Genomic DNA, 26,779 nt, shown 5'->3' on the forward strand with positions numbered 1-26,779 from the left:
GGCACATATCCGGGGGCTTCAGAAAAGGAGAATACCGATGAACATGGAGAAGTTCACGGAGCGGTCGCGCGGTTTCCTTCAGGCGGCGCAGACTATCGCAATGCGCGAGGGCCATCAACGTGTGGTGCCCGAGCATCTGCTGAAGGCTCTCATGGATGACGATCAGGGGCTCTCGGCCAACCTGATCAGACGCGCGGGCGGTGCACCCGAACGCGTGACCGAGGCGGTGGATGCCGCCGTCGCCAAGCTGCCCAAAGTCTCGGGTGCGGGCGATCAGGTCTATGTCGACACCTCGCTCGTGCGGGTGCTCGATGAGGCCGAGAAAATCGCGAAGAAGGCGGGCGACAGCTTTGTCCCGGTCGAACGTGTGCTGATGGCGCTTGCGCTGGTCAACACGCGGGCCAAGGACGCGCTCGACGCAGGCGCCGTCACCGCGCAAAAGCTCAACGCCGCGATCAACGACCTGCGCAAGGGCCGCACGGCCGATACCGCGTCCGCCGAAGAAGGCTATGACGCGCTCAAGAAATATGCCCGCGACCTCACCGAGGCCGCCGAGCAAGGCAAGATCGACCCGATCATCGGCCGCGACGACGAGATTCGCCGCACGATGCAGGTGCTTTCGCGCCGGACCAAGAACAACCCGGTCCTGATCGGGGAACCCGGCGTCGGTAAAACCGCCATCGCCGAAGGTCTCGCGCTGCGCATCATCGACGGCGACGTGCCCGAAAGCCTCAAGAACAAGAAACTCCTCGCGCTCGACATGGGCGCGCTCATTGCCGGTGCGAAATATCGCGGCGAATTCGAGGAACGCCTTAAAGCGATCCTCAAGGAGATCGAGGCCGCCGCCGGTGAGGTGATCCTCTTCATCGACGAGATGCACACGCTGGTCGGCGCGGGCAAATCGGACGGCGCGATGGATGCCGCGAACCTCATCAAGCCCGCGCTTGCCCGGGGTGAGTTGCACTGCGTCGGCGCGACCACGCTCGACGAATACCGCAAATATGTCGAGAAGGACGCAGCCCTCGCGCGGCGCTTCCAGCCGGTCATGGTCGAGGAGCCGACCGTCGAGGACACGATCTCGATCCTGCGCGGCATCAAGGAGAAATACGAACTCCACCACGGGGTCCGCATCTCCGACTCGGCGCTGGTGGCGGCGGCGATGCTGTCGCATCGCTACATCACCGACCGCTTCCTGCCCGACAAGGCGATCGACCTCGTGGACGAGGCCGCCTCGCGCCTGCGCATGGAAGTGGACAGCAAGCCCGAGGAACTCGACGCGCTCGACCGGCAGATCCTGCAAATGCAAATCGAGTCCGAGGCGCTGAAGAAAGAGGACGATGCGGCCTCCAAGGACCGTCTCGAAAAGCTCGAAAAAGAGCTGGCCGATCTTCAGGACCGCGCCGCCGAGATGACCGCCAAATGGCAGGCCGAGCGTGACAAGCTCGAATCCGACCGCACCCTCAAGGAGCAGTTGGACCGCGCCCGCGCAGAGCTTGACCAAGCCAAACGCGAGGGCAATTTCGCCCGCGCGGGTGAGCTGCAATACGGCCGCATCCCGGAGCTGGAGAAACAGTTGTCCGAGATCGAAGGCTCTGACACCGAGGTGATGGTCGAAGAGGCTGTCCGCCCCGAGCAGATCGCCGAGGTGGTCGAACGCTGGACCGGCATCCCGACCTCGAAAATGCTCGAAGGCGAGCGCGAGAAACTCCTCAAGATGGAGGAGGAACTGCGCCGCCGCGTGATCGGGCAGGACGAGGCGCTGCGCGCGGTCGCCAATGCCGTGCGCCGGGCGCGTGCCGGGCTCAACGACGAGAACCGGCCGCTCGGCTCGTTCCTGTTCCTCGGCCCGACCGGCGTCGGCAAGACCGAACTGACCAAGGCCGTCGCGGAATATCTCTTCGACGACGATCAGGCGATGGTCCGCATCGACATGTCCGAGTTCATGGAGAAACACGCGGTCTCGCGTCTGATCGGCGCGCCTCCGGGCTATGTCGGCTATGACGAGGGCGGGGTGCTGACCGAAGCCGTGCGGCGCCGGCCCTATCAGGTTGTGCTCTTCGACGAGGTCGAAAAGGCGCACCCGGATGTGTTCAACGTGCTCTTGCAGGTGCTCGATGACGGCGTTCTGACCGACGGTCAGGGCCGCACCGTGGACTTCAAGCAGACGCTGATCATCCTGACCTCGAATCTCGGCTCGCAGGCGCTCAGCCAGTTGCCGGACGGGGCCGACAGCGCGCAGGCGCGCGCCGAGGTGATGGAGGCCGTGCGCCACCATTTCCGCCCGGAATTCCTCAACCGGCTTGATGAGACCATCATCTTCCACCGGCTGAGCCGGGACAACATGGACGGGATCGTCTCGATTCAGCTCTCGCGGCTGGAGAAACGTCTGGCGGCGCGCAAGATCGAGCTGTCGCTCGATGATGCCGCGCGGACCTGGCTCGCGGATCACGGCTATGATCCGGTCTATGGCGCGCGCCCGCTCAAGCGAGTGATCCAGCGCAGCCTGCAAGACCCTCTGGCCGAGCTGATCCTCTCGGGCGAAGTGCTCGACGGGTCGATGGTTTCGGTCACCGCAGGGCCGGACGGGCTCTCGGTGGGCGGCCATGTCGTGCCGCCCTCGGGCGAGAAGCCGACGGGCGCGGCGCTGCACTGAGCCGTTGAATGGACTTTGAAGGGGGCGGGGTAAAACCCGCCCCTCTTTGCGTTTGACCCGCGCCGGCGGGCTTTGCCCTCGCACAGCCTGCGCGCGCGGATTAGACTGCGCGCAGGAGCCCCGATATGCCCGCCCTTTGCCGCGATTGCCTGAGCCAGTTCGACGAGAACCCGCGCCGCTGCCCCCGTTGCGGGCGCGGGCGTATTCTTGCGCATCCCGAGCTGTTTGACCTGCCCATCGCGCATATCGACTGCGACAGTTTCTATGCCTCGGTGGAGAAGCGCGACGATCCTTCGCTCTCGTCAAAACCCCTGATCGTGGGAGGCGGGCAGCGCGGCGTGGTGACCACCTGTTGCTATATCGCCCGGATCTCGGGCGTGCGCTCCGCCATGCCGATGTTTCAGGCCCGCAAGCTCTGCCCCGACGCCGTCGTGATCCCGCCCCGCATCGGCTATTACGCCGAGGTCTCGGCACAGATCCGGGCGCTGATGAATACGCTGACCCCTTTGGTCGAACCGCTCTCTCTCGACGAGGCGTTCGTCGATCTTAGCGGCACCGAGCGGTTGCACCACGCGCCGCCCGCCATTCTGATGGCGCGGCTCGCCCGGCAGATCGAGACCGAGATCGGGGTGACCGCCTCTGTCGGCCTCTCGCATAACAAGTTCCTCGCCAAGATCGCCTCCGATCTCGACAAGCCGCGCGGGTTCTCGGTGATTGGCAAGGGCGATACCGAGGCCTTCCTGCGCGACAAGCCGGTCTCGATTCTCTGGGGCGTGGGCGCCGCCACGCGGGCGAGCCTTGGCCGCGCGGGCATCCGCACGCTGGCCGATATTCGCCGCCTCGACCGCGACACGATGATGAAGCGCTTCGGCACCCATGGTGCACGGCTCTGGCATCTCGCCCATGGCGAGGACCACCGCCGCGTCTCGCCCAATGAGCCGATGAAATCCGTCTCGAACGAGACCACCTTCGAGACCGACATCTCCGACCACGAAGAGTTGCTGACGCGCCTGTGGTTCATGGCCGAGAAGGTCGCGGGCCGGATGAAGGCGAAGGGTCTGACGGGGCGGACCGTCACGCTGAAACTCCGGCGCAGGGATTTCTCCGCCCTCTCGCGCCAGACCCGCCTCGAAGAACCAAGCCAGCTTGCCGACACCCTCTTCCGCGAGGGCCGCGCGTTGCTGGAAGCCCTCCCCGAAACGGGGCCGTTCCGACTGATCGGGATCGGCTATTCGGACCTCATGCCAGCCGATGGTCGTGACCCGGTGGGGGACCTCCTGGACCCACAGGCTGGCAACCGGGCCAAGGCCGAGCGCGCAGCCGATGCGATCCGGACGAAATTCGGCGCGGGCGCGATTGCGACCGGGCGCGGTTTCACGGCCCCCCGCAAGCCGCGCGAGGATTAGACCCTACTCCGCCGCGAGGGGCAGCCGCTCTTGTCCGATCTGTGCGATTCGCGCGATGACCCGTCCGATCCGCGCCTGAAACGCCTCGAAATCGGGGCGCGGTGCGATTCGGTCCTCATCCATATAAAGCGCGCGGTCGATCTCGACCTGAATCACATGCCGCCCCTGCGTGGGCGCGCCGTAGCGCTGCGCGATATAGGCGCCCGCAAAGGGGCTGTTGCGCCCGACGCGCAGCCCTTCACTCTCGAAGGCGGCAGCCACCTGATTGACCAGCCCCGCCTCGGCCGAGGCGCCATAGCGATCCCCCAGAACCACCTGCGGACGGCGCGCGCCGAAACAGTCCAGCGCCTCGCCCGGCATCGAATGCACGTCGATCAGAATCGCCCGCCCGAATTCCGCCTGCGCCTGCACCATCAGCCCTTCAAGCGCGTCGTGATACGGCGTCCAGACCCGCGCGATCCGCGCCTCGGCCTCGGCGCGGGTGAGCTTGCCGCGATAGATCGCCCGGCTTCCCGACACCACCCGCGGGATCACGCCAAGCCCGGCCACGACCCGCGCGCCCCGATGCGCCGCCGGACCCAGATCCTCGATCACGCCTGCATCCAGCTCATCCGCGCCGCGATTGAGGTCGATATAGGCCCGCGGATAGCGCGCCACGAGACAAGCCGCCCCGACCTCGAGTGCCCCGGCCAGAAGCCGATCGACAAACGCATCCTCCGAGGACCGCAGCCGCCGCATATCCAGCACCGAGCGCGCCCGCAGGTCAGCCGGGTAGTCATCGCCCGAATGCGGCGAGGCAAAGATCACGGCGGTGCGCAATGGCACCGGCACGCTCAGCCGATAGGGCAATGGATGCAACTGCTTGGCCGTCATTCGTCTCGTCCGAAATGTCGCACAAGCTTACACCGAATTTTTCCCGCCAAAAGCCTCTTGAAAGCCGCCCCGACTCCTTTTATAGACCCCCAGACCGACGCGGTTCCGCGCTTTCGGGCCTATCAGTTGCAGCAGGCAAGGGATAGAATCGGATGGAACCGAACGGGCGTGGGCGGTTAGCTCAGCGGTAGAGCACTACGTTGACATCGTAGTGGCCACTGGTTCGATCCCAGTACCGCCCACCATTCATTCACCGCCCCCGATTTCGCGGGGGCATTGTTTTTCAAGGCGCACGCGCGCCGCGAATAGGAGAAGACCGATGAAGGTCCGTAACTCGCTCCGCTCGCTCAAGCAGCGTCACCGCGATTGCCAGATCGTGCGCCGTAAAGGCCGCGTCTACGTGATCAACAAGACGCAGAAGCGCTTCAAGGCCCGCCAAGGCTAATCCCTTGGGGCTTCGACGCTCGAGCCAGTGAATAAAAGGCCGCCTGGGTTTCCCGGCGGCCTTTTTCTTTGCGCAGATCGCGGGCGCGCTGCCTTCCGCTGCGGCAGATCACGGCAAATTGCCGCAGTGCGGCGAAAATTCTGACCTCGGTCAAAGCCCGGTCACAATTTTGAGCCTAAACTCTTGGGAACGAAATCTTTTCACAGGTGCCGCGATGTCCGCTCAGCCGATTCCCATGCCCAGCAAACCCCGGATGCCAGGTCGCGCGGCCCCGCCCGCCCAAACCGATCTGGTCGCCAATCCGCATCCGCACCGCAATATCGATCGCGCGTTGCGGGCCGGGCTTGCGCGCCTGACGGGCGGGCTGTCCCCGCATGCCACGGCGGCGGCGCTCTCGGATTGGGGGCAGCACCTCGCCCGCGCGCCGGGCCGCCAGATGGAGCTGGCCGAGCGTGCAGGCACCAATATGGCCAAGCTCTGGGCCTATGGGATGCACACGATGATGACCCCGGATGCGGCCTCCGCCGCGCCCTTCACGCCGCGCCCCTACGATCACCGTTTCACCCATCCCGGATGGGCCAAGCCGCCCTTCAACCTCTGGCAGCAGGGTTTTCTGGCCACGCTCGACTGGTGGGACGCCGCGACCCATGACCTGCCCGGCATGCAAGAGAAGAACGGCGAGCGGGTGAATTTCATGGTCCGCCAGATGCTCGACATGGTCTCGCCCTCGAACTTTCCGGCGACCAACCCCGAGATCATCGACCGGATCAAATCCAGCGGCGGCGAGAATCTCCGCGCGGGTCAGGCCAATCTTCTGGCCGATATCCTCGAGCTGGCCGAACACGCGCCCAAACCCGCACCCGAGGGCTATCAGGTCGGCAAGGACATCGCCTGCACCCCCGGCAAGGTCGTCTATCGCAACGACATCTTCGAGCTGATCCAATACAGCCCGCAGACCGAGACCGTGCATCCCGAGCCGGTGCTGATCGTGCCCGCCTGGATCATGAAATACTACATTCTCGACCTCTCGCCCCAGAACTCGCTCATCAACTGGCTCGTCGGCGAGGGGCACACGGTCTTTACGATCTCGTGGTGCAATCCGACCGCCGCGCAGGCCAATCTCGGGCTTGAGGACTACCGCACGCGCGGGGTCATGGCTGCGCTGGACGCGGTCGAGACCATCATCCCCGATCAGAAAATCCACGCGGTCGGCTACTGCCTCGGCGGCACCATCCTCTCGATCACCGCCGCCGCCATGGCGCGCGACCGCGACGACCGGCTGGCCTCGATCACGCTCCTGGCGGCGCAGACCGACTTCACCGAGGCCGGCGAGTTGCTGCTCTTCGTCGATGAAAGCCAGATCGCCTTCCTCACCGACCTGATGTGGGAGCAGGGCTATCTCGATCAGAAACAGATGGTGGGCGCCTTCCGCGCGATCCGCTCCGAGGATCTGGTCTGGACCCGCGCCGTGCGCCGCTACCTGATGGGCCTTGAGGATATGCCGACCGACATGGGCGTCTGGAACGCCGATGCGACGCGCATGCCCGCCCAGATGCACACCGAATACCTGCGCGGCCTGTTCCTTGAGAACCGCCTCACCGCCGGGCGCTTCGCCATCGACGGACGGGTGATCGCCCTCAAGGATATCAAAGTGCCGCTCTTTATCGTCAGCACCGAGAGCGACCATATCGCGCCGTGGAAATCGGTCTACAAGACCAAGCTCTTCACTGATGGCGACCTGCATTTCGTGCTGACCAAGGGCGGCCATAACGGCGGCATCGTCTCGGAGCCCGGCCACGGCCACCGCCACTACCGGATCGGCCACCGCCCGGCGGGCGCGCTCTATATGGACCCCGACCACTGGCTCGCCGAGCACCCCAAGAAAGAGGGCTCCTGGTGGCCCGAATGGGGCGACTGGCTCTCCCGCCACTCCGGCGCGCCGACTGCCCCGCCCAAAACCGGCTCGGACACGCTCCCCGTGCTCGGCCCAGCCCCCGGCACCTATGTGATGCAGGCCTGAAACGAAAACGGGGGCTCTGCCCCCCGCCCGGTCCGGGCGGCCCCCGGAGTATGTGAAGTTTGATGCAGGCCCTTTCACGCTGCCGGAAATATCCCGGGGTGAATGGGCCAAAGGCCAAGAGGGGCAGCGCCCCTCCCGCTCAGTCGTATTTACGCCGATCCTCGATCACCAGACCGTCATTCGGCAAAGCCCCCGGCGCGACCAGTTCGATCTTGCCCTTGAGCTTCAGCGCCTCGACGACACCAGAGGCGAAACGGTCCGCCTCGGTCGCCTCGGTCTCGACCTGAATCGTCATCGCATCCATCTCACCCTCGCGCGTGGCGATGACGCGCGCCTTGGCGACCTCCGGATGAGCCGCGACAAAAGCCGCAACCTGCTCGGGGCGCACGAACATGCCCTTGATCTTGGTGGTCTGATCGGCGCGCCCCATCCAGCCCTTGATCCGCGCATTGGTGCGGCCACAGGGCGACACGCCCGGCATCATCGCGGACAGATCCCCGGTCGCGAAGCGCACCAGCGGGTAGTCGGGGTTGAGCGAGGTCACGACAACCTCACCCACCTCGCCCACGGCCACCGGATCGCCGGTGCCGGGACGCACGATTTCCACGATCACACCCTCGTCGAGGATCATCCCCTCCATCGCCGGGCTCTCATAGGCGATATTGCCCAGATCGGCGGTGGCGTAGCATTGCAGGCATTGGATGCCGCGATCGGCATATTCCGCGCGCAGGCTCGGGAAGAGCGCGCCGCCCCCCACTGCCGCGCGGGTGATGCGCAGCCGCTCGCCCATCTCCTCGGCCTTGTCGAGAATCACCTTCAGGTAATCCGGCGTGCCCGAATAGGCGGTCGTGCCGATATCCACTGCGGCCCGCACCTGAAGCTCGGTCTGACCGGTCCCGGCGGGCAGCACGGCGGCACCCACCGCACGCGCGCCGCTCTCGAAGATCATCCCGGCGGGCGTCAGGTGATAGCCAAAGCAGTTCTGCACGATATCGCCCGCACCCACGCCACAGGCATGCAGGAACCGCCCCATCCGCCACCAGTCATGGCTCACATCGCCGGGCTCGTAGATCGGGCCGGGCGACTGGAAGATATGGGCAAACGCATGGGCGGGTTTCGTGGTCAGCCCGCCAAAAGGCGAAGCCCCCTTCTGCGCGGCCCCCAGATCGGATTTGCGCAGCACCGGCAGTGTCGCCAGCGCCTCGCGCGAGGTCACAGACCCGGCCTCGACCGCGCCGAGATGCGCCGCCAGTCCCGGCGCCCCAAGCGCCCGCTCGATCACCTGCGGCAGATCACGCGCCAAAGCGGCCGCGCGTTCATCCGCGGAACGGGTCTCGAGTTCGTCGAAATACTGGCCCATGGTTCAGCCCTCTCACTCCTGCGGCACAGCGGCCCCGCGCTGCGCCGCAGCACGCTGCGCAGCAATCTTTTAAAAACAATACGTTACCTTATGCCAGCCAACGCTTGCGGCGGCGGTAGCTGCGCACATCGCGGAAGCTCTTGCGGCCTTCGTCCGACATGCCCAGATAGAATTCCTTCACGTCCGGGTTCTCGCGCAGCGCCTTGGCGGGGCCGTCCATCACGACGCGACCCGATTCCAGAATGTAGCCGTAATGCGCGTAGCGCAGCGCCACGTTGGTGTTCTGCTCGGCCAGAAGGAAGGTCACGCCCTCGCCCTCGTTCACCGCTTTCACGATTTCGAAGATCTGCTCCACAAGCTGCGGCGCGAGACCCATCGACGGTTCGTCGAGCAGGATCGTCTCGGGGCGCGACATCAGCGCACGGCCCATCGCGACCATCTGCTGTTCGCCGCCCGAGGTATAGCCCGCCTGCGATTTGCGGCGTTCCTTGAGGCGCGGGAAGTAGTTGTAAACCATCTCGAGGTCACGCGCGATTTCGGCGCGGCCATCCGTGCGGGTATAGGCGCCCGTCAGCAGGTTTTCCTCGACGGTGAGGTGTTCGAAACAATGCCGCCCTTCCATCACCTGAATGACGCCCTTGCGCACCAGATCGGCCGGCGACATGTCCTGCACGCGCTCGCCGCGATAGATGATCGAGCCCTTGGTGACTTCGCCGCGCTCGGATTTGAGCAGGTTCGAAATGGCCTTGAGCGTGGTCGTCTTGCCGGCGCCGTTGCCGCCCAGAAGCGCGGTGATCCCGCCTTTCGGAACGGTGAGGCTCACGCCTTTGAGCACGAGGATCACGTGGTTGTAGATCACCTCGATATTGTTGACCTCAAGCAGGGTTTCGGTCTTGGCCTCGGCGGCGGTGGTGGCGTCAAGCATGGGGCACCTCTTGGTTGGGGTGTCCCGGCCCGGACGGATGCCCGGGCCGGAGATCGGTCTTAGTTGCAGCGCTCTGCGATGTTGTTTTCAGCTGCGAAGGCGGCGGAGTCTTCGGCCACCAGCATGTCGATCAGTTCAGCATCCGACTGGATCCAGTCCGAAGCCGCATCCCACTGACCCGAGGCCGCGTTCCACTGGAACATCTTGGCCGAGCCCGGACCGCCGTGGTCCGCACAGGTTGCGGTGATCGGCTGCGCGAAGCCCGGCAGGCCGAGTTCGGTCAGACGTGCTTCGGTCAGATCGAGCTGCTCGAACCCGTCACGCACCTGCGCCGGGGTCACAGCCGAGGTGCCGTGAACTTCCTGCGCCTTGCGGATCGCTTCCGAGATGATCATCGCCGCGTAGACACCGCGCGAGTAGAGCATGGTGCCGACCTGATCGCCCGCGCCTGCGCCTTTGCCGGCGTCATGCACGTATTGCTTGAGGTCCGCGTAGACCGGGAAGTCCATGCCGGTCGAGTGGAACGAAATGGTGGTGTAGCCATTCGCGCCGTCGCCCGCCGGTTTCACGTCGTTCTCCGAGCCCGACCACCAGATACCGACGAAGTTTTCCATCGGATATTTGATGTTCACGGCTTCCTGAATGGCGACCTGGTTCATGACGCCCCAGCCATACATGATGACGTAGTCCGGCTTGTTGCGGCGGATCTGAAGCCATTGCGACTTCTGTTCCTGACCGGGGTGATCGACCGGCAGCAGTTCCAGCTCGAAGCCGTCTTTCTTGGCGAGTTCCTCGAGCGTGCGGATCGGCTCCTTGCCATAGGCCGAGTTGTGGTAGACCAGCGCGACTTTCTTGCCCGAGAGCGAGCCGCCGGCTTTCTCGGTCAGGTATTTCACGATGATCGACGCACCATCCCAGTAGTTCGCCGGGTAGTTGAAGACCCATTCGAACACTTTGCCGTTCGCAGCCGAGGTGCGGCCATAGCCCGGGGTGTAGAGAACGTGCTGGTCAGCGGTGACCTTCGGGATCAACTGATAGGTGATCCCGGTCGAGAGCGGGTTGTAGGCCAGTGCGCCATCGCCCTTGGTGGCTTCGTAGCACTCCACACCTTTCTCGGTGTTGTAGGCGGTCTCGCATTCCGGAACGACGACTTTCTCGCCGCCGATGCCGCCGTCACGCTCGTTGAGCAGGGTGAAATAGTCGTTGAAGCCATCCGCGTAGGGAATGCCGTTCGCGGCATAGGGGCCGGTGCGGTAGCTCAGGTTCGGCACGGTCAGATCGGCCATGGCCGGAGCGGCAACAGTCGCGGCAATCGCGGCGGCGGCCAGGGCAGTAAAGGTCTTCTTCATGTGGTTCTCCTCCCAGAAAACTGTTGGATATTGCGGCCGGTTCTGCCGGCTCATCGGTCTTGGTCTGGCCCCGCCTCAGTGCGGGAAGGGCCAGAGCCGAAGCTTCTCTTTGGCAACGCGCCAGAGCTGCGCGAGGCCATGGGGTTCCGCGATCAGGAAGATCACGATCAGCGCACCCACGATCATCAGTTCGATATGCGCCGCAAGGTCGGTCGGCCAGCCGAGCATGCCGACCAGAACGTTCTTGAGGAACACCGGCAGCAGCACGAGGAACGCCGCCCCTGCGAAGGACCCGAAGATCGAGCCCAGACCGCCGATGATGACCATGAACAGGATCAGGAACGACTTCTGGATGCCGAAGGACTCGCCCACTTCCGCCGCGCCCAGATAGACCGCGAAGAACAGCGCGCCTGCGATACCGATGAAGAACGAGCTCACCGCAAAGGCCGTCATCTTGGTCGTCAGGGGGTTCACCCCGATGATCTCGGCAGCGATATCCATGTCGCGGATCGCCATCCATTTGCGCCCGATCGTGCCGCGCGTCAGGTTCCGTGCCAGCACTGCGACGATCGTCAGCATCACCAGACAGAACATGTATTTCGCCGTGGCCGAGGTCTGCGCGCCGGTCACGAACACACCGAAGATGGTGCGGTCGGGGGCGTTGATCTGACCCGAGGCCGAGTAGTTGTAGAACCACGGCACCTTGTTGAAGAGCCAGACAAGGAAGAACTGCGCCGCCAGTGTCGCCACGGCGAGGTAGAACCCCTTGATCCGAAGGCTCGGCAGACCGAACAGCACGCCGACCAGCGCCGTGATACCGCCTGCCAGCAGCACGTGGATGAACACCGACACTTCGGGGAAAGCGGTCATCAGCTTGTAGACCGCATAGGCGCCCACAGCCATGAAACCACCGGTGCCGAGGCTCACCTGCCCGGCATAGCCGACCAGAATATTCAGGCCGATCGCCGCGATCGCATAGATCAGGAACGGCACGGCCACGGCATTCGCCCAGTAGTCGTTGATGAAGAGCGGGATCACCCCGAAGGCAATCGCCAGCACCGCGTAAAAGCGCAGACGATCGAACTTGATCGGGAACGTCTGGCTGTCCTCACGGTAGGACGTCTTGAAATCACCAGCCTCGCGGTAGAACATCAGATCCCTCCCCCTTGTTCAGTGCGGGGGAAGGTCTGCTTCTCCCCTTTCAGCAGCCGCGCCGGATTCGCAGCCAGGACCACATCCCGGCCCCGGCGCCCAAGGCTGCCAGCATCATGTTGAGCGTTTGCATTCCCGCCGACTCGGAGGCCGGGGCGGCGAGCGCGATCCAGCCAAAGGCCAGAGCAGCGCCCCATCCGATCGTGAACACGGTTGCACAGGTTTTCATGGCCAAAGGACCTCCCCATCCCTTGCGCGGCCTCGTCGGGCCGCGATTGCGTCCCTTCTCTCCGGCGCGGGCCTCCCAACCCTTGCGGCGCCAGATCCGCGACAGGATGTCGCAGCGCAGTCAGCCGATCAAGAGAAATGTTAGCGGAGGACAAGGTCATTTTGGCCTTTTTTTCCTGAGTGTGAATGGGCAGGACAGTCACGCGTCATACCCTCTCGATGATCTTCTCGCCGAACAGCCCCTGCGGACGGAACACGAGGAAGACAAGCGCGAGCACGTAGGCGAACCAGTTCTCGGTCGCGCCGCCGATCAGCGGGCCTGCGAAGAACTCAAAGAGCTTCTCGCCCACACCGATGATCAGACCGCCGACGATGGCGCCCGGGATCGAGGTGAAGCCGCCCAGCATCAGCACCGGAAGTGCCTTGAGCGCGATCAGCGAGAGCGAGAACTGCACCCCCGATTTCGACCCCCACATGATCCCTGCGACCAGAGCCACGAAGCCCGCGATCGACCAGACGAGGATCCAGATGAAGCGCAGCGAGATACCGACCGACAGAGCGGCCTGGTGATCGTCCGCCACGGCGCGCAGCGCGCGGCCCTGCTTGGAGTATTGCGAGAACAGCGTCAGCGCGGTCACAAGGGCAATCGCGACGAGCGTTGCGACGATGTCGAGATTGTCGATGAAGAAGCCGTAGCCCAGCGCCTTGTCGGTCACCGATTCCAGCGTCTCGTTGATCCCCTGCGGCAGGCCCACGTCGAGCGTCTTGATGTCGGCACCCCACATCACGTCCCCGAAGCCTTCGAGGAAATAGGCCATCCCGATCGTCGCCATGAAGAGGATGATCGGCGCCTGGTTGACGAGGTGCTTGAGCACCAGCTTCTCGATGATGATCGCAAGCCCGACCATCACACCCGCCGTCAACAGGATCGCAAGGATCGCCGGAATTTTCCAACCGAACTCGGTCACGTGCATGCCGGTCACGGCGTTGATCAGGTGGGCGAAGGGCACCTGGCCTTGCTGAATGCCGACCAGCGTCAGCGCCGCGAAGAGCGCAAGCACGCCCTGCGCGTAGTTGAAGATGCCCGACGCTTTGTAGATGAGCACGAAGCCCAGCGCGACGAGCGCATACATGACCCCGGCCATCAGCCCGTTGAGGGTCACTTCCAGTGCGAACAAGAGTTGATCAGGCATGGACGGTCTCCTTCGGGGCGGTCAGCATCATGCTGGCGGAAAGCTGGCGCAAAGCTGGCGCAAAGCTGGATTTGCGAAAACGGGTCGTCTCAGTCATGGGACACCCCCAGATAGGCGTCGATCACGTCCTGATTGTTGCGCACCTCATCGGGCGTGCCGTCACCGATCTTCTTGCCGTAATCCATCACGACGACCCGGTCCGAGAGGTCCATGACCACGCCCATGTCGTGCTCGATGAGCGCGATGGTCGTGCCGAACTCGTCGTTCACGTCGAGGATGAAGCGGCACATGTCCTCTTTCTCTTCGACGTTCATCCCTGCCATCGGTTCGTCGAGCAGCAGGATCTTGGGTTCCGCCGCCAGCGCGCGGGCAAGCTCCACACGTTTCTTGAGACCGTAAGGCAGGCGCCCGACGGGCGTCTTGCGGATCGACTGAATTTCGAGGAAGTCGATGATTTTCTCGACTTTTTCGCGGTGTTCGTCCTCTTCCTTGGACGCGCCGCCCCACCACATCGCTTGGCTCAGCAGACCCGATTTCATCAGGGTCAGACGGCCGGTCATGATGTTGTCGAGCACCGACATCCCGTCAAAGAGCGCGATGTTCTGGAACGTGCGCGCGATGCCGAGTTGGGCGACCTGATAGGGTTTCATCGGCCCGCGTTTCACGCCCTTGAAATAGACGCTGCCCTCGGTCGGGATGTAGAAGCCCGAAATCACGTTCAGCATCGAGGATTTCCCCGCGCCGTTCGGCCCGATGATCGCGCGGATTTCGCCATCCCGGATATCGAAGCTGATATCCTGGATTGCCGTAACCCCCCCGAATTTCAGGGTAATATTTTTCATCTCCATCAGGGTGCCGCCGATCTTGCGGCCATCTGCGGTGACGTAGCCTTCGCTCATATCGTTCATTCCGCGGCCATCCTTTTCTCCGGGGCGACGATGGCATCTGCGATGCGCAGCGTCGCCTTGATCGAGCCCTTGCGGCCGTCTTCGTAGGTCACTTCGGTTTCGGTGTAGATTTCCTCACGCCCGTCATAGAGCGCCCCGATCAGGTCGGCGTATTTCTCCGCCACGATGTTGCGGCGCACCTTGCGGGTCCGGGTCATCTCGCCGTCATCCGCGTCGAGTTCCTTGTGCAGGATCAGGAAGCGGTGGATCTGACAGCCCGACAGCATCGGGTCCTCGGCGACCGAGCGGTTCACCTCATCGATATGCGACTTGATCATGTCATAGACGCGCGGATGGCCCGCGAGTTCCTGATAGGACGCATAGGCGATGTTGTTGCGCTCGGCCCAGTTTCCGACCGCGTTGAGGTCGATGTTGATGAACGCCGTGCAGCGATCACGATCCGCGCCAAAGACAACGGCCTCAAGAATGTTGGGGTAGAACTTGAGTTTATTCTCGACGTATTTGGGCGCGAACAGCCGCCCATCGGCCATTTTGCCGACGTCCTTGGCGCGGTCGATGATGCGCAGGTGGCCCGAGCCTTCCTCGAAGAAACCTGCATCCCCGGTCGCCACCCAGCCTTCGGCGTCCTTGGTCGAGGCGGTGCTTTCCGGGTTCTTGTAATACTCGACGAAGGTGCCCGGGCTACGGTAGTAGACCTCGCCATTGTCGCCGATCTTCACTTCCACGCCGGGCGAGGGAACGCCCACCGTGTCCGAGCGGACCTGACCGTCGGGCTGCTGGGTGATGAACACCGAAGCCTCGGTCTGGCCGTAGAGCTGTTTGAGGTTGATCCCCAGCGAGCGGTAGAAATCGAAGATCTCCGGTCCGATCGCCTCACCGGCGGTGTAGCCGACGCGGATATTGGTGAAGCCGAGCGTGTTCTTCAGCGGGCCGAGGATGAACATGTTCCCCAGCGCATAGGACAGACGCTCGCCAAAGCTCACATTCTCCCCGTCAAGGATACGCGGCCCCACCTTGCGAGCGACTTCCATGTATTTGTCGAACAGCTTCTTCTTGAACTTACCCGCATCTTCCATGCGGATCATGACGTTCGTCAGCTGGCCTTCGAAGACGCGCGGCGGCGCGAAGAAGTAGGTCGGACCGATCTCGCGCAAGTCGGTCATCATGGTTTCCGCCGACTCGGGGCAGTTCACCGTGAAGCCGGTCCACATCGCTTGCCCGACCGAGAAGATGAAGTCCCCAACCCATGCCATCGGCAGGTAGGCGAGCACTTCGTCATTATGGCCCAGCTTGTCAAATTCCGAGGAATTCTTGGCGGTTTCGATGATGTTGCGGTTCGAGAGCACCACGCCTTTCGGCTTACCGGTGGTCCCCGAGGTGTAGAGCATCACGCAGGTCGAGTCGTAATCCAGCTCGGCGATGCGCTTGTTGATCTCTTCCTCATAGCGGTAATGGCCTGCGCGGCCCTCTGCGACAACGTCCTCGAGCGCGTTCATGCGCGAGTGATCGTATTTCCGCATGCCGCGCTTGTCGGTATACATCACGTGCTTGATGGCATGGATGCGGTCTTCGATCTCCACGATCTTGTCGACCTGCTCCTGATCGCCGCACACGACGAAGCGCGCACCGCAATGCTCCATCACATAGGCCATCTCTTCGGCAGCGGCGTCCTGATAGAGCGGCACCGGCACGGCCCCGCACATCTGCGCGGCCACCATCGACCAGTAATGCATCGGACGATTGCGCCCGATGATGGCGACGTGATCGCCACGCTCCACGCCAAGGCTCAGGAAGCCCATCGCCATGGACCGAATCTCTTCGGCGGCTTCGGCCCAGGTCCAGCTTTGCCAGATGCCGAATTCCTTCTCCCGATACGCCGGGTAGCCGCCGTAACGCTTAACGTTCCGCGCCAAGAGCGCAGGAATGGATTGGACGGAAATATCCGCCGCGACTGCGTCAGCCAATGTGTCCTCCCTTACGCCGGTTCGGACCAGCGTTCTTCGCCAAGGGGCGATTCCTCCGTCGCCCATTGCGTCACGGGAAGACACTCGGCGTCAAACTTTTCCTGAATTTTTCCGGATTGTTACGAATTCTTACAGCGCCACATCAGGTCTTTGCCGCGCCGGGCGGGGGTGCTAGCGATGACAAGGACGGAGGAAACCCAGTGATCGAAGACACGCGTGCAAGGCTGACACAGGCGGGGCTGAACCTCATTCAGCAGGCGATGTCGATCTTTGACAGCGATCTGCGGCTTGCGGTCTCGAACCGGCAGTATCAGATCATGTTCGATTTGCCCGAGGCGCTCACGCGGCCCGGCACCTCCTTCGCCGAAACGATTCGGTATCTTGTCGAGCGCGGCGAATATGGCGAGGTCACCGATATCGACGACGCCGTGCGCTTCCGGGTGGAGCAAGCCCGCACGTTCGAGGCGCATTACATGGAGCGGACCCGCGCCAATGGCCGCACGATCGCGGTCGAGGGCGCGCCCTTGCCGCAGGGCGGCTGGGTCACGGTCTACACCGACATCACCGAGATCAAGCGGCAGGAGAGCCTTCTGCGCGCACGCTCGGCCGAACTGTCCGAACAGGTTCTCGACCATGCCGAGGCGCTCGCCGGGGCGAACCGCGCGCTGGCCGCGACCAATGCCGCCCTCGAAGAGGCCAAGCGGGAATTGACCGCGATTGAGGCGCGCACCCGGCAAGTCACCGAAATGACGCCCGCGCATATCGCGCATATCGACCGCAATTTCATCTATACGTTCTCGAACCGGCGGCTGTCGACCGTGATGCCGGGTTCTGCGTCCGAGGTGATTGGCAAGCACGCACGCGATGCCTTGGGCGATGACACGTTCAACCGGATCGGGCCGGGATTCGCCAAGGCTTTCGACGGCGAGTCGAATGTGCTTGAGATCACACATGAACCCTCTGGTCGGCGCATCCGCATCGCACTGACGCCCGAACGGGATGCCGAGGATCGCGTGATTGGCGTCTACATCCTCTCGACCGATGTGACGCATGAAACGCAGGCGCGCTCTGCATTGGCGCAGGCCAGCAAGCGTGAGCTGGCGGCACAGCTCAGCTCTGGCCTCGCACATGATTTCGCGAATCTGCTGACAATCATCCTCGGCCTTCAGGGGCGGCTTGAGCGGATGGACGACCTCCCCGCAGAGGTGACCGACATCGCCCGCGCAACGCTTGCAGCGGCCCGGCGGGGCGGCACGTTGCTCGACCGGATCGCTGCCATTTCCGGCCCGCGCGAACTACGCCCGCAGGCGGTCGAACTCCGACCGCTTTTCGACGATCTCGCCGCCATGGCCCGACCGACACTGGGCGACGCCGTGACGCTTTCGATCACCACCGAAGGACTTGAAACCCCGCTCCTGCTTGACCCTGGCCCGCTTCAGGATGGGCTGCTCAACCTGATGCTGAATGCACGCGACGCGATGGGGCCGGGAGGCGGCCACATTCATCTCGAAGCCCATGCCGTGCGCGATACATGGGTGGAGATCGCGCTCTCGGACACCGGGCCGGGCTTCTCGGCTGAGGCGCTCGAACGCGCGCTGGACCCGTTTTTCACGACCAAGGGGGGTGAGGGATCGGGGCTGGGCCTGTCGATGGTCTATGATCAGACCAAGCTTGCCGGCGGCACGGTGCGCCTTGAGAACACCGCGACTGGCGCGCGGGTGACGCTGCGCCTGCCGCTGCGCGAGGCGCGAATGGCCGCCCCGATGCTGGTGCTTCTGGTCGAAGACGATCAGGAAATCCGCACCAATGTCCGCGAGATGCTGCGCAGCCTTGGTCATACCGTGATCGAAGCCGAAAGCGTCGCCGAGGCGCAGGCGCTGATCTCGCTGCCCGATATCGGGCTGGTGCTCTCGGATGTGCAACTGCCCGGCGATCAGAGCGGGGTCGATCTCGCGCGGCTCGTCCTGCCGGCGACACCCGTTCTGCTGATGACCTCTCTGCCACCGGGTGATCCCCTGCGCGCCAGCGCGCCCTGTCCGGTGCTGCAAAAACCTTTCACCGAGGCGGAGCTTGCCGCCTTCCTGTCCGGAGTCCGCCCATGAAGCCTGCGAACGCCCCCCATGTCGCCATTCTCGACGATGAGCCAGAGATCCGCCGCATGCTCTCGGATGCGCTCGAAGAGGCCGGGTTTCGCACCACCTGCTACGGCCGCGCGACAGAGTTCGAAGCGGGGTTGAAGCGCTCCGCCCCCGATGTCTGCCTCGTCGACCTGAGCCTTCCGGATCGTGACGGGCTTGGCATCGTCCATCGGCTGGCGCTCGAATCCGGGGCCGCCATCATCATCATCTCGGGCCGCGCGCAGGTGCAGGATCGGGTGACCGGGCTCGAACTCGGGGCCGATGATTACATCATCAAACCCTTCGACCCGAGCGAGGTCGTGGCCCGTATTCGCGCGCGCCTGCGCAAAGGCCGCACGGCCGCCACCCCGGCCATGCAGGTCGCTAGTTTCGCGGGCTGGCGCGCCCATTTCGACCGTTATGTGCTGGTCAATGAAGCCGGCGAAGAGACCCCTTTCTCGCATGCCGAGGGTGAGGTGCTACGCCTCTTTCTCGACAGCCCGAACCGCCTCATCACCCGCGCGCAGATGCAAGAAACATTGGGCGGAGCGGCGGGCGAAAGCTTTGACCGGGCTATGGATGTGCGAATTTCGCGGCTGCGCACAAAACTCGGCGAGGACCCGAAGAATCCGAAACTGATCAAGACGATATATGGCGCAGGCTATATCTTCCTCGGCGATGTCAGCTGGAACTGACGCCTCGAATTTTCCTCTGGCATCCGCGCGTGGCTTCTGATTCTTTGGACATGGGGACCAAAGGAAAGCACTGCCATGCTGAGCCTGATCATGCACCGCGCGCGCGGGTTGCGCTTCTATCGCGTCGAGGTTTCGGACACGTTGTTCGGCGAATATCTCGTCGAGCGTGAATGGGGCCGCATGGGCCGCGCCTCCGGCACCCGCAGAACGTGGTTCTCAAATCTGCGCGAAGCCGCGCAGGCCGCTGACCGCTGGCGCCATCGCGCGCAGAACCGGGGCTATGCGCTGACCGAGCGGCGCTACGCGAAATAGCCTTTCACGCTGCCCGAAATATCCCGGGGTGAATGGCCGCAAGGCCAGAGGGGCAGCGCCCCTGCGCCCTAAAATGGGCAAGGGGCCGAGAAACTCATGTGATGCCCGCCATCGGGATGGCGCAGGCGCAGGCTCTCCGCATGGAGCATGAGCCGCGGAAAATCACGCGCAGGGCCTTCGGCATAAAGCGGATCGCCAAGGATCGGGTGTCCAAGCGCCATCATATGAACGCGCAGCTGGTGGCTACGCCCCGTCACCGGCATGAGCCGCACCCGCGTCGTCCCCGCCTCATGGCGCATGACGCGCCAGTCGGTTTGGGCGGGCCGCCCATGCTCGTGGTTCACATGCTGGCGCGGGCGGTTCGGCCAATCGACGCAAAGCGGCAGATCGACCCGGCCTTCCTTGGGGTTCAACTCTCCCCAAAGCCGCGCCTGATAGGTCTTTTTCGTCTGCCGGTTCTCGAATTGCAGGCCCAGATGGCGCTGCGCATTCGGGGTCAGGGCAAAGACCATCACCCCCGACGTATCGGTATCGAGCCGATGCACCAGCAAGACCTCGGGGTAGATGCGCCGCAAACGCTCGATCAGGCAATCTGCCTTGTCCGGCCCTTTGCCCGGCACCGACAGGAGGCCCGCCTGCTTGTCCACCACGAGGATTTCGTGATCGGCATGCAGGATCTGCGGCGGATCGGTGGGTGGATCGTAGCGATACTCGGTCATGGCGCGGTGATGGCCCCGGATTGCATCGCGGTCAAGCTGCAAGGCCGCCGCGCGGGATTAGAGGTCGCTGAAAACGCTGGCAAGGATCGTTTCGAGTGCCTTGGCGTCTTCGGCGTCGAAGGCATCGGGCCGGTCGCTGTCGATATCCAGCACACCGATCAATCCGCGCGCGGCAAAGACCGGAATCACCAATTCGGAACGGGTTGAACTTGCACAGGCGATGTGGCCGGGGAAGGCGTTGACATCGGGCACGAGCTGCGTTGTCTCGCTGCGCGCAGCGGCCCCGCAGACGCCCTTGTCAAACGGGATCACAAGACAGCCATGCCCACCCTGATAAGGCCCGATCTTGAGCAAGCCTGGCGCCGTCACCCGGTAAAACCCGGTCCAGTCAAAGCGATCATCACTATGATGTATCTCGCAAGCCAGTGTCGCCATCAGCGCGATCTCGTCAGTCTCACCGGCGGTGAGCGCCACGATGGATTGGGTCAAGGCATGGTAATCGACGCGCATTCTGTCCTCCCTGGCAAACGGGGGTTCTACCCCCGCAGCCCCGCAGTATTTCAGGCTTGATGAAAGCGCCAGCCCGTTTGGTTTTTTGGATAAATTTGCGAACAGATACGGATTGGTAAGCATTCCGCGCTAGCCTTTGGGCAGAAGTTCGCAGGAGCCTGACGATGAATCTATATGCCGAAGCCAGAGCCGGGGCGCTCGTCGTTCGTGTCGATGAAGAGCGGCTGGATGCCGCGATTGCGATCCGCTTCAAGGACAGGATGCGGGAGATTTGCGTGCAACCCGCACCGCGAATCGTGCTCGATATGTCCCGCATCGAGTTTCTTGACAGTTCTGGCTTGGGGGCCGTTGTCGCCGTTATGAAGGCGCTGTCACCCAATCGTCGGCTTGAACTGGCTGGCCTGACTCCAAATGTCGAAAAGGTCTTCCGCCTCACGCGGATGGATTCGGTCTTTCCAATCCACGCTTCCGTCGAGGCCATGCTCTCTGAAGGGGTACGCGATGCTGGCTGACCGTATGCAACAGAGCGGCCTGAAACGCCCCCCCGGGCGCGCGGAGGCGCAGATCTTTCATCTCAGCTTTCCGGCTGATGCGCTCTCTGTCCGAGGGGCGCTTCGCGCCGCGCTGGCCCGGTTCCTACGACAGATGACACCGGATGAGGCCGGCACCCTCGAATTGATCCTTGCAGAGGTGCTCAACAACATCGTGGAGCATAGCTATGCCGATAGCGGTCACGGCACGATCACCCTGTCGATGGTGCGGGATCGACGGGGCCTTAGCTGTTCCGTCAGCGACGATGGCGTCCCGCTGCCCGTCGATTGTCTGACGCGTGCCGATGACGATACGGACCGACCGCATCCCGAAAGCCTTCCGGAAGGCGGATTTGGCTGGTTCCTGATCCGCGACCTCGCAGAGGATCTTGGCTATCGCCGCGAAAACGGGCGCAACCTACTGGCGTTTCGCCTGCCGCTACAACCGCAGGCATAGGCGCGCCGCGATTGGGGCGGTTCAGTTCAATTGGAATTGCAGAGGGTAGCGTCCATCCTGAAAATCTCCGAACAGATCGTTCAGATCGGGATGCTCAACCGGGACACCCGAGTAATCCGCGATGAGGTTCTGCTCGGAGACATACGCCACGTAGTAGCTGTTATCGTTCTCCGCGAGCAGATGGTAAAAAGGCTGATCTTTGCTCGGCCGGCTTTCTTCCGGGATCGCATCATACCATTCCTGCGTATTGGAAAAGATCGCATCAACGTCGAAAACCACGCCACGGAACGGATGCTTCCGATGGCGGACAACTTGACCGAGATGATATTTTGCTCTCGTCGGATGCATTCAGGCCCCCATTACTCGTTTTATAACCATGCCAGGGCGGACGCGTCCACAATTCGGCCACAATTCATCCGGAAACAAATTGTCGAACCAAGGCAAACAGTCCAGAGGCGACCGATCAGCTTTGTGATTTCACTTCAAGCGAAAACCCGGTAAAATGCTTGAAAATAGCCGAATAGAGCTGAGCAGTGATGAACAAATTCCTCAAAATGGCCCTTGTGCTGTTGCTTGCGTCCTGTGGCGGGAATGCGGGCAAGGCCCCTCGCAATCTCGATAATGCCTGCGCGCTGGTGCGCGAGAAGCCCGCCTATTACCGCGCGATGAAAACGACAGAACGCCGGTGGGGCGTGCCGGTGCATGTGCAGATGGCCACGATCCATCAGGAATCGAAATTCATCGGCACGGCCCGCACACCGCATCGCTACGCGCTTGGCGTCATCCCGATCGGTCGTCAAAGCTCGGCTTACGGTTACAGTCAGGCGCTCGACGCGACCTGGGATGAGTATCGCAAGGAAACGCGCAGCTACGGTGCCAAGCGAAACCGGTTCCGCGACGCCGCCGACTTCATGGGCTGGTATATGGACGGCTCTTCCAAGGCGCTTGGCATTTCCAAGGCCGATGCCCGCAGCCAATATCTCGCCTACCATGAAGGCCGCACCGGGTTCGCCCGCGGCACTTATAACTCAAAGTCCTGGCTGATCGCGGTGTCCGACAAGGTCGCGCAGCGCTCTGAAATGTATCGCCAGCAACTGCGCGCCTGCGGGAAGTGAATTACTTGCGGGCCTCAATCTCGGCCGGGATGTTGAACATGCGAGAGCCCAGTTGCACGCCTTTCTTCATCTCGCCGAGGATCACCGTGGTTTTCGACCCCGCCTCGTCCGTGATCAGCCATTGCCGCAGTTCGGTCGGGCCACCGGTAAAGACAAGCTGAATGCTGCCATATTCAGGATGCTCCGGGTCCTGAGCGACCACGGTCGTCTTTGGTCCGTCGGCGCGATGGCCCACCACCATCTTGGCGCGCGAGAGATCGACATTCTCGGCAAGGATCAGGTTCAACGGCGTCTTTGACAGCGGATACTGTTCGGGGCCGAGATTCGATTTCGGGTCGAACACCGCAACCTGCCCGCCACCCGCCATCACCAGCGTCTTGTCCGAAGCATATTCGAACCGCACACGGCCGGGGCGCTTGATAAAGACTTTCCCGGTAGAAATCGTCCCGTCAGAGTTCACTTGCGTGAAATCAGCTTCGACGGTTTTCAAACCGTTGAGATAGCGCGAGATCTCGTTCAACGGGATCTTCTCGGCGAAGGCCGGCGCGGCGAGGGTCAGCGCCAGAACCGGCGCGAGGACAAAGCGAAGTATGTTCATGACGTTCAATCTAATCAGTCGCCGGAAATAAAAAAGCCCCGCCGGATCACGAGTGGCGGGGCTTTGCTTCACGCTTTCGCGGGAAATGTTTCGATCATTGTTCGGGCACAAGGATTTCGCGCTTGCCGACATGGTTCGCCGTCGAGACGACGCCCTCATCCTCCATCTGCTCGACGAGGCGCGCGGCCTTGTTGTAGCCGATGCCCAGCTTGCGCTGAATGTAGGAGGTCGAGCATTTCCGATCCTTGATGACGATCGCCACCGCTTGATCGTAGAGCGCGTCCTCGCCCCCGGTATTGCCGCCCGTGTTGAGCCCGAGCACCGCGTCGATATCGCCCGCCTTCTCCTCATCCGGGCCATCCAGCACGCCGGACATATATTCGGGCGGGCCGAAGCTCTTGAGGTGGTTGACGATTTCCTCGACCTCTTCGTCCGACACGAAAGGACCGTGGCAGCGGGTGATCTTGCCGCCACCCGCCATGTAGAGCATGTCGCCCATGCCGAGCAGTTGCTCTGCACCCATTTCGCCAAGGATCGTGCGGCTGTCGATCTTGGACGTCACCTGGAACGAAATCCGGGTCGGGAAGTTCGCCTTGATCGTGCCGGTGATGACATCGACCGAGGGGCGCTGCGTGGCCATGATCAGGTGAATGCCCGAGGCCCGTGCCATCTGGGCGAGACGCTGAATGCAGGCCTCGATTTCCTTACCCGCGACCATCATCAGGTCGGCCATCTCGTCAACGATGACGACGATATAGGGGAAGGGCGTGGGCTGGAACTCTTCGGTTTCGAAGATCGGCTCGCCAGTTTCCTCGTCAAAGCCCGTCTGGACAGTGCGCTTGAACAGCTCGCCCTTGGCAATCGCCTCTTTGACGCGCCCGTTATAACCCTCGATGTTGCGCACACCCATCTTGGACATCTTGCGATAGCGCTCTTCCATCTCGGCCACGACCCATTTCAGCGCGACGACCGCCTTCTTGGGGTCGGTCACAACAGGGCTGAGCAGGTGCGGGATGCCGTCATAGACCGACAGTTCCAGCATCTTCGGGTCGATCATGATGAGGCGGCACTCCTCGGGAGACAGCTTGTAGAGAAGCGACAGGATCATCGTATTGATCGCCACCGATTTCCCCGAGCCCGTGGTGCCCGCGATCAGCAAGTGAGGCATCTTGGCGAGGTTGGCGACCATTGGCTCGCCACCGATATCCTTACCGAGTGCGAGCGGCAGACGCATGTTGCTGTCACCGAAATCGCGCGCCGAGAGGATCTCGCGCAGCACGACCTTTTCTCGATGTGCGTTCGGCAGTTCGATCCCGATCACGGACCGGCCCGGCACGGTCGAGACACGCGCGGAGAGCGCCGACATTGAGCGCGCGATATCATCCGCGAGACCGATCACGCGGCTCGCCTTGAGGCCCGGTGCAGGTTCGAGTTCATACATGGTGACGACCGGGCCCGGACGGACCGAGACGATCTCGCCCTTCACGCCGTAATCGTCGAGCACGTTTTCAAGCATCCGCGCGTTTTCTTCCAGCGCCTCGTCCGAGAGCTGGTGTCGCTGGATCGAAACCGGGTTCATCAAAAGCGAGAGCGGCGGCACCTCGTATTCGACATGCTTCGGCGGCTCGAACTTGAGTTTCGGCTGCGCCTCGGCCATTGCCTGACGCGAGGGCGCGGGCGCCTTCTTGACAGGCATCACGACGCGGCGGGCCTCGGGGACCTGCTGGATCACCTGACGGTTAAGCTCCTGACGCGGCGCGGGAATCTCGTCGTCCTGCGGATCGTAGTCATCTTGCAGATCATCAAAGATGTTGTCTTCTTCGAACGCGTAGTCGGCCTCTTGGGACGCAGGCATTGCGGGCTCAGCATAGTCCGCTTCTGCGTAGGTCGGCTCCGCGTAGTCGTAGGTCGGCTCGGACGAGAATTCCTGAACCTCCGCCTCGTAGGGCGCATCGTAAGGCGCGTCCCATTCGGGTGCGGGCGGGATGGTCTGAAGCTGCGGCTGCGGGACCGTAACGTGACCCGGCATGTAACGCGGCGCGGCATGGAGCGGCGGCTCGGCGCGGGTCATCGGGGCCGGCTGAATCTGCATCGGCTGCTTGGGCGTGCGCGCAAGACGGTTGGCCACGGCTTTCAGAACCGAAGCCGGCGCGCGGGGCGCGTCGACGGCGGGGGGCGCGACTTCGGGTTGATAGGGTGCAGCCATCGGCGCGGCGGGATCGGCAGCCATCACCGGCGGCTCAGCGCGCAGCTGGGCGCGCGCTTTCACCGCGCTCGCGATGCGCGCACGGATACGGTCCTCACTCGGCGCTTCAGGGTCGTAATCTTGCCAGTGCGGCTGCGTTTCAATCAATTCCGGCTCGGGATCGGCCAAATCATACTCGGGCTCCGCCGGGCGGATAATCCGCGACAAAAGCGACCCGCGCGGCTCGGTCACCACCGGGGCCGCGTCATAGCTCGCCTGCGACCGATAGGTATCTGCGGCCTGCTGCGCCTCCCATGTGGCCCATTCCTCGGCGCGCGCCGCCGCTTCGGCGCGGCGTTGGCGCTGACGATCCGCGGCCTGACGCGCAGCCTGCACCGAGGCAGACGCGCCCTTGCCCAGCCCCGTCATCAGCGCGGCGTAAACCGCAACAGTGCCCAGCACCATGAAGCGCAGGATTGCGCGCAGCTCGGCACGTTCGAAGCCAAGCACGAAGGCACCCATGGCCAGCGTCAGAAGTGCGAAAATCACCGCCATTACGTTCAGGCCAAAGCTCCCCGAAACCGGCGACATGCCAAGGATGGACCCCGCGATCATATCGCCAAAATGGCCACCGAGACCGAAGGCCTGACCCCATTCCGCACTCGGCACCAGGAGCGCGGCATAGACCGAGGCCAGCGCGATCGAGATCGGCAGGAAGATGGCGCGCGACATCGCCCGCTCTTCGCCGCGGTGCAGAATAAAGCGCAAGCCCCAGGCCAGCAAACCGGCGGGCAGCAGCCACGCCCCATGCCCGACAATGACGAACAGCGGCGAGGCGATCCCGGCTCCGATCCGGCCCAGCCAGTTCTGCACCGGTTGTTCCGACGCCGCCATCCAGCTTGGATCTTCGGGCGCATAGCTGGCGAGCATCATAACCGCCAGAACACCGATCACCACAAGGGTGCCACCCAGCAATTCCTTGCCGCGCCGTTCGAGTACGGCCTGCGTGTTCTGATCAAGAAGCGGATCGCGCTGTCGTGCCTGATAAGATGCCATCTCTCACCG

Annotated in this window: 24 protein-coding genes and 1 tRNA gene; 11 read left to right on the plus strand and 14 right to left on the minus strand. The window is 63.2% G+C overall.

The genetic code is table 11. The features are described from left to right. Positions 1 to 37: 37 nt before the first annotated feature. Positions 38 to 2,653, plus strand: a complete 2,616-nt coding sequence (clpB, locus tag P0X85_RS07220; protein WP_275810817.1) for an ATP-dependent chaperone ClpB — start codon at positions 38 to 40, stop codon at positions 2,651 to 2,653. Between the two features lie 125 nt (positions 2,654 to 2,778). Then, positions 2,779 to 4,059: a DNA polymerase IV gene (locus P0X85_RS07225; RefSeq protein WP_275810820.1), complete on the plus strand. Its 1,281-nt coding sequence runs from the start codon at positions 2,779 to 2,781 to the stop codon at positions 4,057 to 4,059. A 3-nt stretch (positions 4,060 to 4,062) separates the two neighbouring features. On the opposite strand, the gene P0X85_RS07230 is transcribed toward P0X85_RS07225, so the two are convergent. Further along, positions 4,063 to 4,932, minus strand: a complete 870-nt coding sequence (locus tag P0X85_RS07230; protein WP_275810824.1) for an N-formylglutamate amidohydrolase — start codon at positions 4,930 to 4,932, stop codon at positions 4,063 to 4,065. 170 nt (positions 4,933 to 5,102) lie between these two features. Between P0X85_RS07230 and P0X85_RS07235 the strand changes: the two genes are divergently transcribed. The 3 genes from P0X85_RS07235 to P0X85_RS07245 all read left to right on the plus strand — a co-directional run bounded on the left by P0X85_RS07235 (position 5,103) and on the right by P0X85_RS07245 (position 7,397). Then, positions 5,103 to 5,177, plus strand: a tRNA-Val gene (locus tag P0X85_RS07235). Between the two features lie 74 nt (positions 5,178 to 5,251). Beyond that, on the plus strand, positions 5,252 to 5,377 hold the full coding sequence (gene ykgO, locus P0X85_RS07240; RefSeq protein WP_013069105.1) for a type B 50S ribosomal protein L36: 126 nt from the start codon (positions 5,252 to 5,254) through the stop codon (positions 5,375 to 5,377). Positions 5,378 to 5,612: 235 nt separating this feature from the next. After that, positions 5,613 to 7,397, plus strand: coding sequence for a PHA/PHB synthase family protein (locus P0X85_RS07245; RefSeq protein WP_275810848.1), 1,785 nt, complete (start codon positions 5,613 to 5,615; stop codon positions 7,395 to 7,397). A gap of 139 nt (positions 7,398 to 7,536) precedes the next feature. Here P0X85_RS07245 and P0X85_RS07250 read toward each other — a convergent pair whose 3' ends face one another. The 8 genes from P0X85_RS07250 to P0X85_RS07285 all read right to left on the minus strand — a co-directional run bounded on the left by P0X85_RS07250 (position 7,537) and on the right by P0X85_RS07285 (position 16,476). Continuing rightward, positions 7,537 to 8,757: a phenylacetate--CoA ligase family protein gene (locus P0X85_RS07250; RefSeq protein ID WP_275810853.1), complete on the minus strand. Its 1,221-nt coding sequence runs from the start codon at positions 8,755 to 8,757 to the stop codon at positions 7,537 to 7,539. 88 nt (positions 8,758 to 8,845) lie between these two features. Further along, positions 8,846 to 9,682 carry an ABC transporter ATP-binding protein gene (locus tag P0X85_RS07255; protein ID WP_275810856.1) on the minus strand — a complete coding sequence of 279 codons (837 nt, stop codon included), beginning with the start codon at positions 9,680 to 9,682 and terminating at the stop codon, positions 8,846 to 8,848. A 59-nt stretch (positions 9,683 to 9,741) separates the two neighbouring features. After that, positions 9,742 to 11,031, minus strand: coding sequence for an ABC transporter substrate-binding protein (locus P0X85_RS07260; protein WP_275810859.1), 1,290 nt, complete (start codon positions 11,029 to 11,031; stop codon positions 9,742 to 9,744). A 75-nt stretch (positions 11,032 to 11,106) separates the two neighbouring features. After that, complete coding sequence (locus tag P0X85_RS07265) at positions 11,107 to 12,183, minus strand: branched-chain amino acid ABC transporter permease (RefSeq protein ID WP_275810862.1); 1,077 nt, start codon at positions 12,181 to 12,183, stop codon at positions 11,107 to 11,109. A gap of 49 nt (positions 12,184 to 12,232) precedes the next feature. Then, positions 12,233 to 12,412 carry a hypothetical protein gene (locus tag P0X85_RS07270; protein WP_275810865.1) on the minus strand — a complete coding sequence of 60 codons (180 nt, stop codon included), beginning with the start codon at positions 12,410 to 12,412 and terminating at the stop codon, positions 12,233 to 12,235. A gap of 205 nt (positions 12,413 to 12,617) precedes the next feature. Further along, a complete protein-coding gene (locus tag P0X85_RS07275) occupies positions 12,618 to 13,604 on the minus strand; it encodes a branched-chain amino acid ABC transporter permease (RefSeq protein WP_275810868.1) in 987 nt (328 codons plus the stop codon). Between the two features lie 89 nt (positions 13,605 to 13,693). Continuing rightward, positions 13,694 to 14,512 carry an ABC transporter ATP-binding protein gene (locus P0X85_RS07280; RefSeq protein WP_275810871.1) on the minus strand — a complete coding sequence of 273 codons (819 nt, stop codon included), beginning with the start codon at positions 14,510 to 14,512 and terminating at the stop codon, positions 13,694 to 13,696. Continuing rightward, complete coding sequence (locus P0X85_RS07285) at positions 14,509 to 16,476, minus strand: long-chain fatty acid--CoA ligase (RefSeq protein WP_275810874.1); 1,968 nt, start codon at positions 16,474 to 16,476, stop codon at positions 14,509 to 14,511. Before P0X85_RS07285 ends, P0X85_RS07280 begins: the two co-directional genes overlap by 4 nt. Positions 16,477 to 16,676: 200 nt before the next feature. Between P0X85_RS07285 and P0X85_RS07290 the strand changes: the two genes are divergently transcribed. The 3 genes from P0X85_RS07290 (at position 16,677) to P0X85_RS07300 (ending at position 19,600) form a co-directional block, all read left to right on the plus strand. Next, a complete protein-coding gene (locus tag P0X85_RS07290; protein WP_275810877.1) occupies positions 16,677 to 18,578 on the plus strand; it encodes a PAS-domain containing protein in 1,902 nt (633 codons plus the stop codon). Next, positions 18,575 to 19,288, plus strand: coding sequence for a response regulator transcription factor (locus P0X85_RS07295; protein WP_275810880.1), 714 nt, complete (start codon positions 18,575 to 18,577; stop codon positions 19,286 to 19,288). The genes P0X85_RS07290 and P0X85_RS07295 overlap by 4 nt, the downstream gene beginning before the upstream one ends. Before the next feature lie 75 nt (positions 19,289 to 19,363). Next, on the plus strand, positions 19,364 to 19,600 hold the full coding sequence (locus tag P0X85_RS07300) for a WGR domain-containing protein (protein WP_275810883.1): 237 nt from the start codon (positions 19,364 to 19,366) through the stop codon (positions 19,598 to 19,600). Between the two features lie 68 nt (positions 19,601 to 19,668). Here the strand turns inward: P0X85_RS07300 and P0X85_RS07305 are convergent, their stop codons facing one another. Both P0X85_RS07305 and P0X85_RS07310 read right to left on the minus strand, forming a co-directional pair. Beyond that, the gene (locus P0X85_RS07305) at positions 19,669 to 20,361 is read right to left on the minus strand and encodes an RluA family pseudouridine synthase (RefSeq protein ID WP_420851797.1); all 693 of its coding nucleotides are present in this window, start codon (positions 20,359 to 20,361) and stop codon (positions 19,669 to 19,671) included. Between the two features lie 15 nt (positions 20,362 to 20,376). Beyond that, positions 20,377 to 20,829: a GAF domain-containing protein gene (locus P0X85_RS07310; protein ID WP_275810886.1), complete on the minus strand. Its 453-nt coding sequence runs from the start codon at positions 20,827 to 20,829 to the stop codon at positions 20,377 to 20,379. A gap of 164 nt (positions 20,830 to 20,993) precedes the next feature. Here P0X85_RS07310 and P0X85_RS07315 point away from each other — a divergent pair, with 164 nt between their 5' ends. Together P0X85_RS07315 and P0X85_RS07320 are read left to right on the plus strand one after the other, a co-directional pair. Then, positions 20,994 to 21,341: an STAS domain-containing protein gene (locus tag P0X85_RS07315; RefSeq protein ID WP_275810889.1), complete on the plus strand. Its 348-nt coding sequence runs from the start codon at positions 20,994 to 20,996 to the stop codon at positions 21,339 to 21,341. Beyond that, entirely contained in the window at positions 21,331 to 21,816 is a 486-nt protein-coding gene (locus P0X85_RS07320) for an ATP-binding protein (protein ID WP_275810892.1), read from the plus strand. The genes P0X85_RS07315 and P0X85_RS07320 overlap by 11 nt, the downstream gene beginning before the upstream one ends. Positions 21,817 to 21,837: 21 nt before the next feature. Here the strand turns inward: P0X85_RS07320 and hspQ are convergent, their stop codons facing one another. Continuing rightward, complete coding sequence (hspQ, locus tag P0X85_RS07325; RefSeq protein WP_275810895.1) at positions 21,838 to 22,164, minus strand: heat shock protein HspQ; 327 nt, start codon at positions 22,162 to 22,164, stop codon at positions 21,838 to 21,840. Positions 22,165 to 22,352: 188 nt separating this feature from the next. Here hspQ and P0X85_RS07330 point away from each other — a divergent pair, with 188 nt between their 5' ends. Then, positions 22,353 to 22,931, plus strand: coding sequence for a transglycosylase SLT domain-containing protein (locus P0X85_RS07330; protein ID WP_275810898.1), 579 nt, complete (start codon positions 22,353 to 22,355; stop codon positions 22,929 to 22,931). A 1-nt stretch (position 22,932) separates the two neighbouring features. On the opposite strand, the gene P0X85_RS07335 is transcribed toward P0X85_RS07330, so the two are convergent. Further along, positions 22,933 to 23,529: a LolA family protein gene (locus P0X85_RS07335; RefSeq protein WP_275810901.1), complete on the minus strand. Its 597-nt coding sequence runs from the start codon at positions 23,527 to 23,529 to the stop codon at positions 22,933 to 22,935. 94 nt (positions 23,530 to 23,623) lie between these two features. Continuing rightward, positions 23,624 to 26,770: a DNA translocase FtsK gene (locus tag P0X85_RS07340; protein WP_275810904.1), complete on the minus strand. Its 3,147-nt coding sequence runs from the start codon at positions 26,768 to 26,770 to the stop codon at positions 23,624 to 23,626. Between the last annotated feature and the right edge of the window lie 9 nt (positions 26,771 to 26,779).

This window comes from Pseudothioclava nitratireducens (assembly GCF_029210495.1).
Classification (GTDB): domain Bacteria; phylum Pseudomonadota; class Alphaproteobacteria; order Rhodobacterales; family Rhodobacteraceae; genus Pseudothioclava; species Pseudothioclava nitratireducens.

Excerpts from the sequence above, each read along its gene's own strand:
- clpB (WP_275810817.1), top strand. The coding sequence starts at position 38 with ATGAACATGGAGAAGTTCACGGAGCGGTCGCGCGGTTTCCTTCAGGCG.
- P0X85_RS07225 (WP_275810820.1), top strand. The coding sequence starts at position 2,779 with ATGCCCGCCCTTTGCCGCGATTGCCTGAGCCAGTTCGACGAGAACCCG.
- P0X85_RS07230 (WP_275810824.1), bottom strand. The coding sequence starts at position 4,932 with ATGACGGCCAAGCAGTTGCATCCATTGCCCTATCGGCTGAGCGTGCCG.
- ykgO (WP_013069105.1), top strand. The coding sequence starts at position 5,252 with ATGAAGGTCCGTAACTCGCTCCGCTCGCTCAAGCAGCGTCACCGCGAT.
- P0X85_RS07245 (WP_275810848.1), top strand. The coding sequence starts at position 5,613 with ATGCCCAGCAAACCCCGGATGCCAGGTCGCGCGGCCCCGCCCGCCCAA.
- P0X85_RS07250 (WP_275810853.1), bottom strand. The coding sequence starts at position 8,757 with ATGGGCCAGTATTTCGACGAACTCGAGACCCGTTCCGCGGATGAACGC.
- P0X85_RS07255 (WP_275810856.1), bottom strand. The coding sequence starts at position 9,682 with ATGCTTGACGCCACCACCGCCGCCGAGGCCAAGACCGAAACCCTGCTT.
- P0X85_RS07260 (WP_275810859.1), bottom strand. The coding sequence starts at position 11,031 with ATGAAGAAGACCTTTACTGCCCTGGCCGCCGCCGCGATTGCCGCGACT.
- P0X85_RS07265 (WP_275810862.1), bottom strand. The coding sequence starts at position 12,183 with ATGTTCTACCGCGAGGCTGGTGATTTCAAGACGTCCTACCGTGAGGAC.
- P0X85_RS07270 (WP_275810865.1), bottom strand. The coding sequence starts at position 12,412 with ATGAAAACCTGTGCAACCGTGTTCACGATCGGATGGGGCGCTGCTCTG.
- P0X85_RS07275 (WP_275810868.1), bottom strand. The coding sequence starts at position 13,604 with ATGCCTGATCAACTCTTGTTCGCACTGGAAGTGACCCTCAACGGGCTG.
- P0X85_RS07280 (WP_275810871.1), bottom strand. The coding sequence starts at position 14,512 with ATGAACGATATGAGCGAAGGCTACGTCACCGCAGATGGCCGCAAGATC.
- P0X85_RS07295 (WP_275810880.1), top strand. The coding sequence starts at position 18,575 with ATGAAGCCTGCGAACGCCCCCCATGTCGCCATTCTCGACGATGAGCCA.
- P0X85_RS07300 (WP_275810883.1), top strand. The coding sequence starts at position 19,364 with ATGCTGAGCCTGATCATGCACCGCGCGCGCGGGTTGCGCTTCTATCGC.
- P0X85_RS07310 (WP_275810886.1), bottom strand. The coding sequence starts at position 20,829 with ATGCGCGTCGATTACCATGCCTTGACCCAATCCATCGTGGCGCTCACC.
- P0X85_RS07315 (WP_275810889.1), top strand. The coding sequence starts at position 20,994 with ATGAATCTATATGCCGAAGCCAGAGCCGGGGCGCTCGTCGTTCGTGTC.
- P0X85_RS07320 (WP_275810892.1), top strand. The coding sequence starts at position 21,331 with ATGCTGGCTGACCGTATGCAACAGAGCGGCCTGAAACGCCCCCCCGGG.
- hspQ (WP_275810895.1), bottom strand. The coding sequence starts at position 22,164 with ATGCATCCGACGAGAGCAAAATATCATCTCGGTCAAGTTGTCCGCCAT.
- P0X85_RS07330 (WP_275810898.1), top strand. The coding sequence starts at position 22,353 with ATGAACAAATTCCTCAAAATGGCCCTTGTGCTGTTGCTTGCGTCCTGT.
- P0X85_RS07335 (WP_275810901.1), bottom strand. The coding sequence starts at position 23,529 with ATGAACATACTTCGCTTTGTCCTCGCGCCGGTTCTGGCGCTGACCCTC.
- P0X85_RS07340 (WP_275810904.1), bottom strand. The coding sequence starts at position 26,770 with ATGGCATCTTATCAGGCACGACAGCGCGATCCGCTTCTTGATCAGAAC.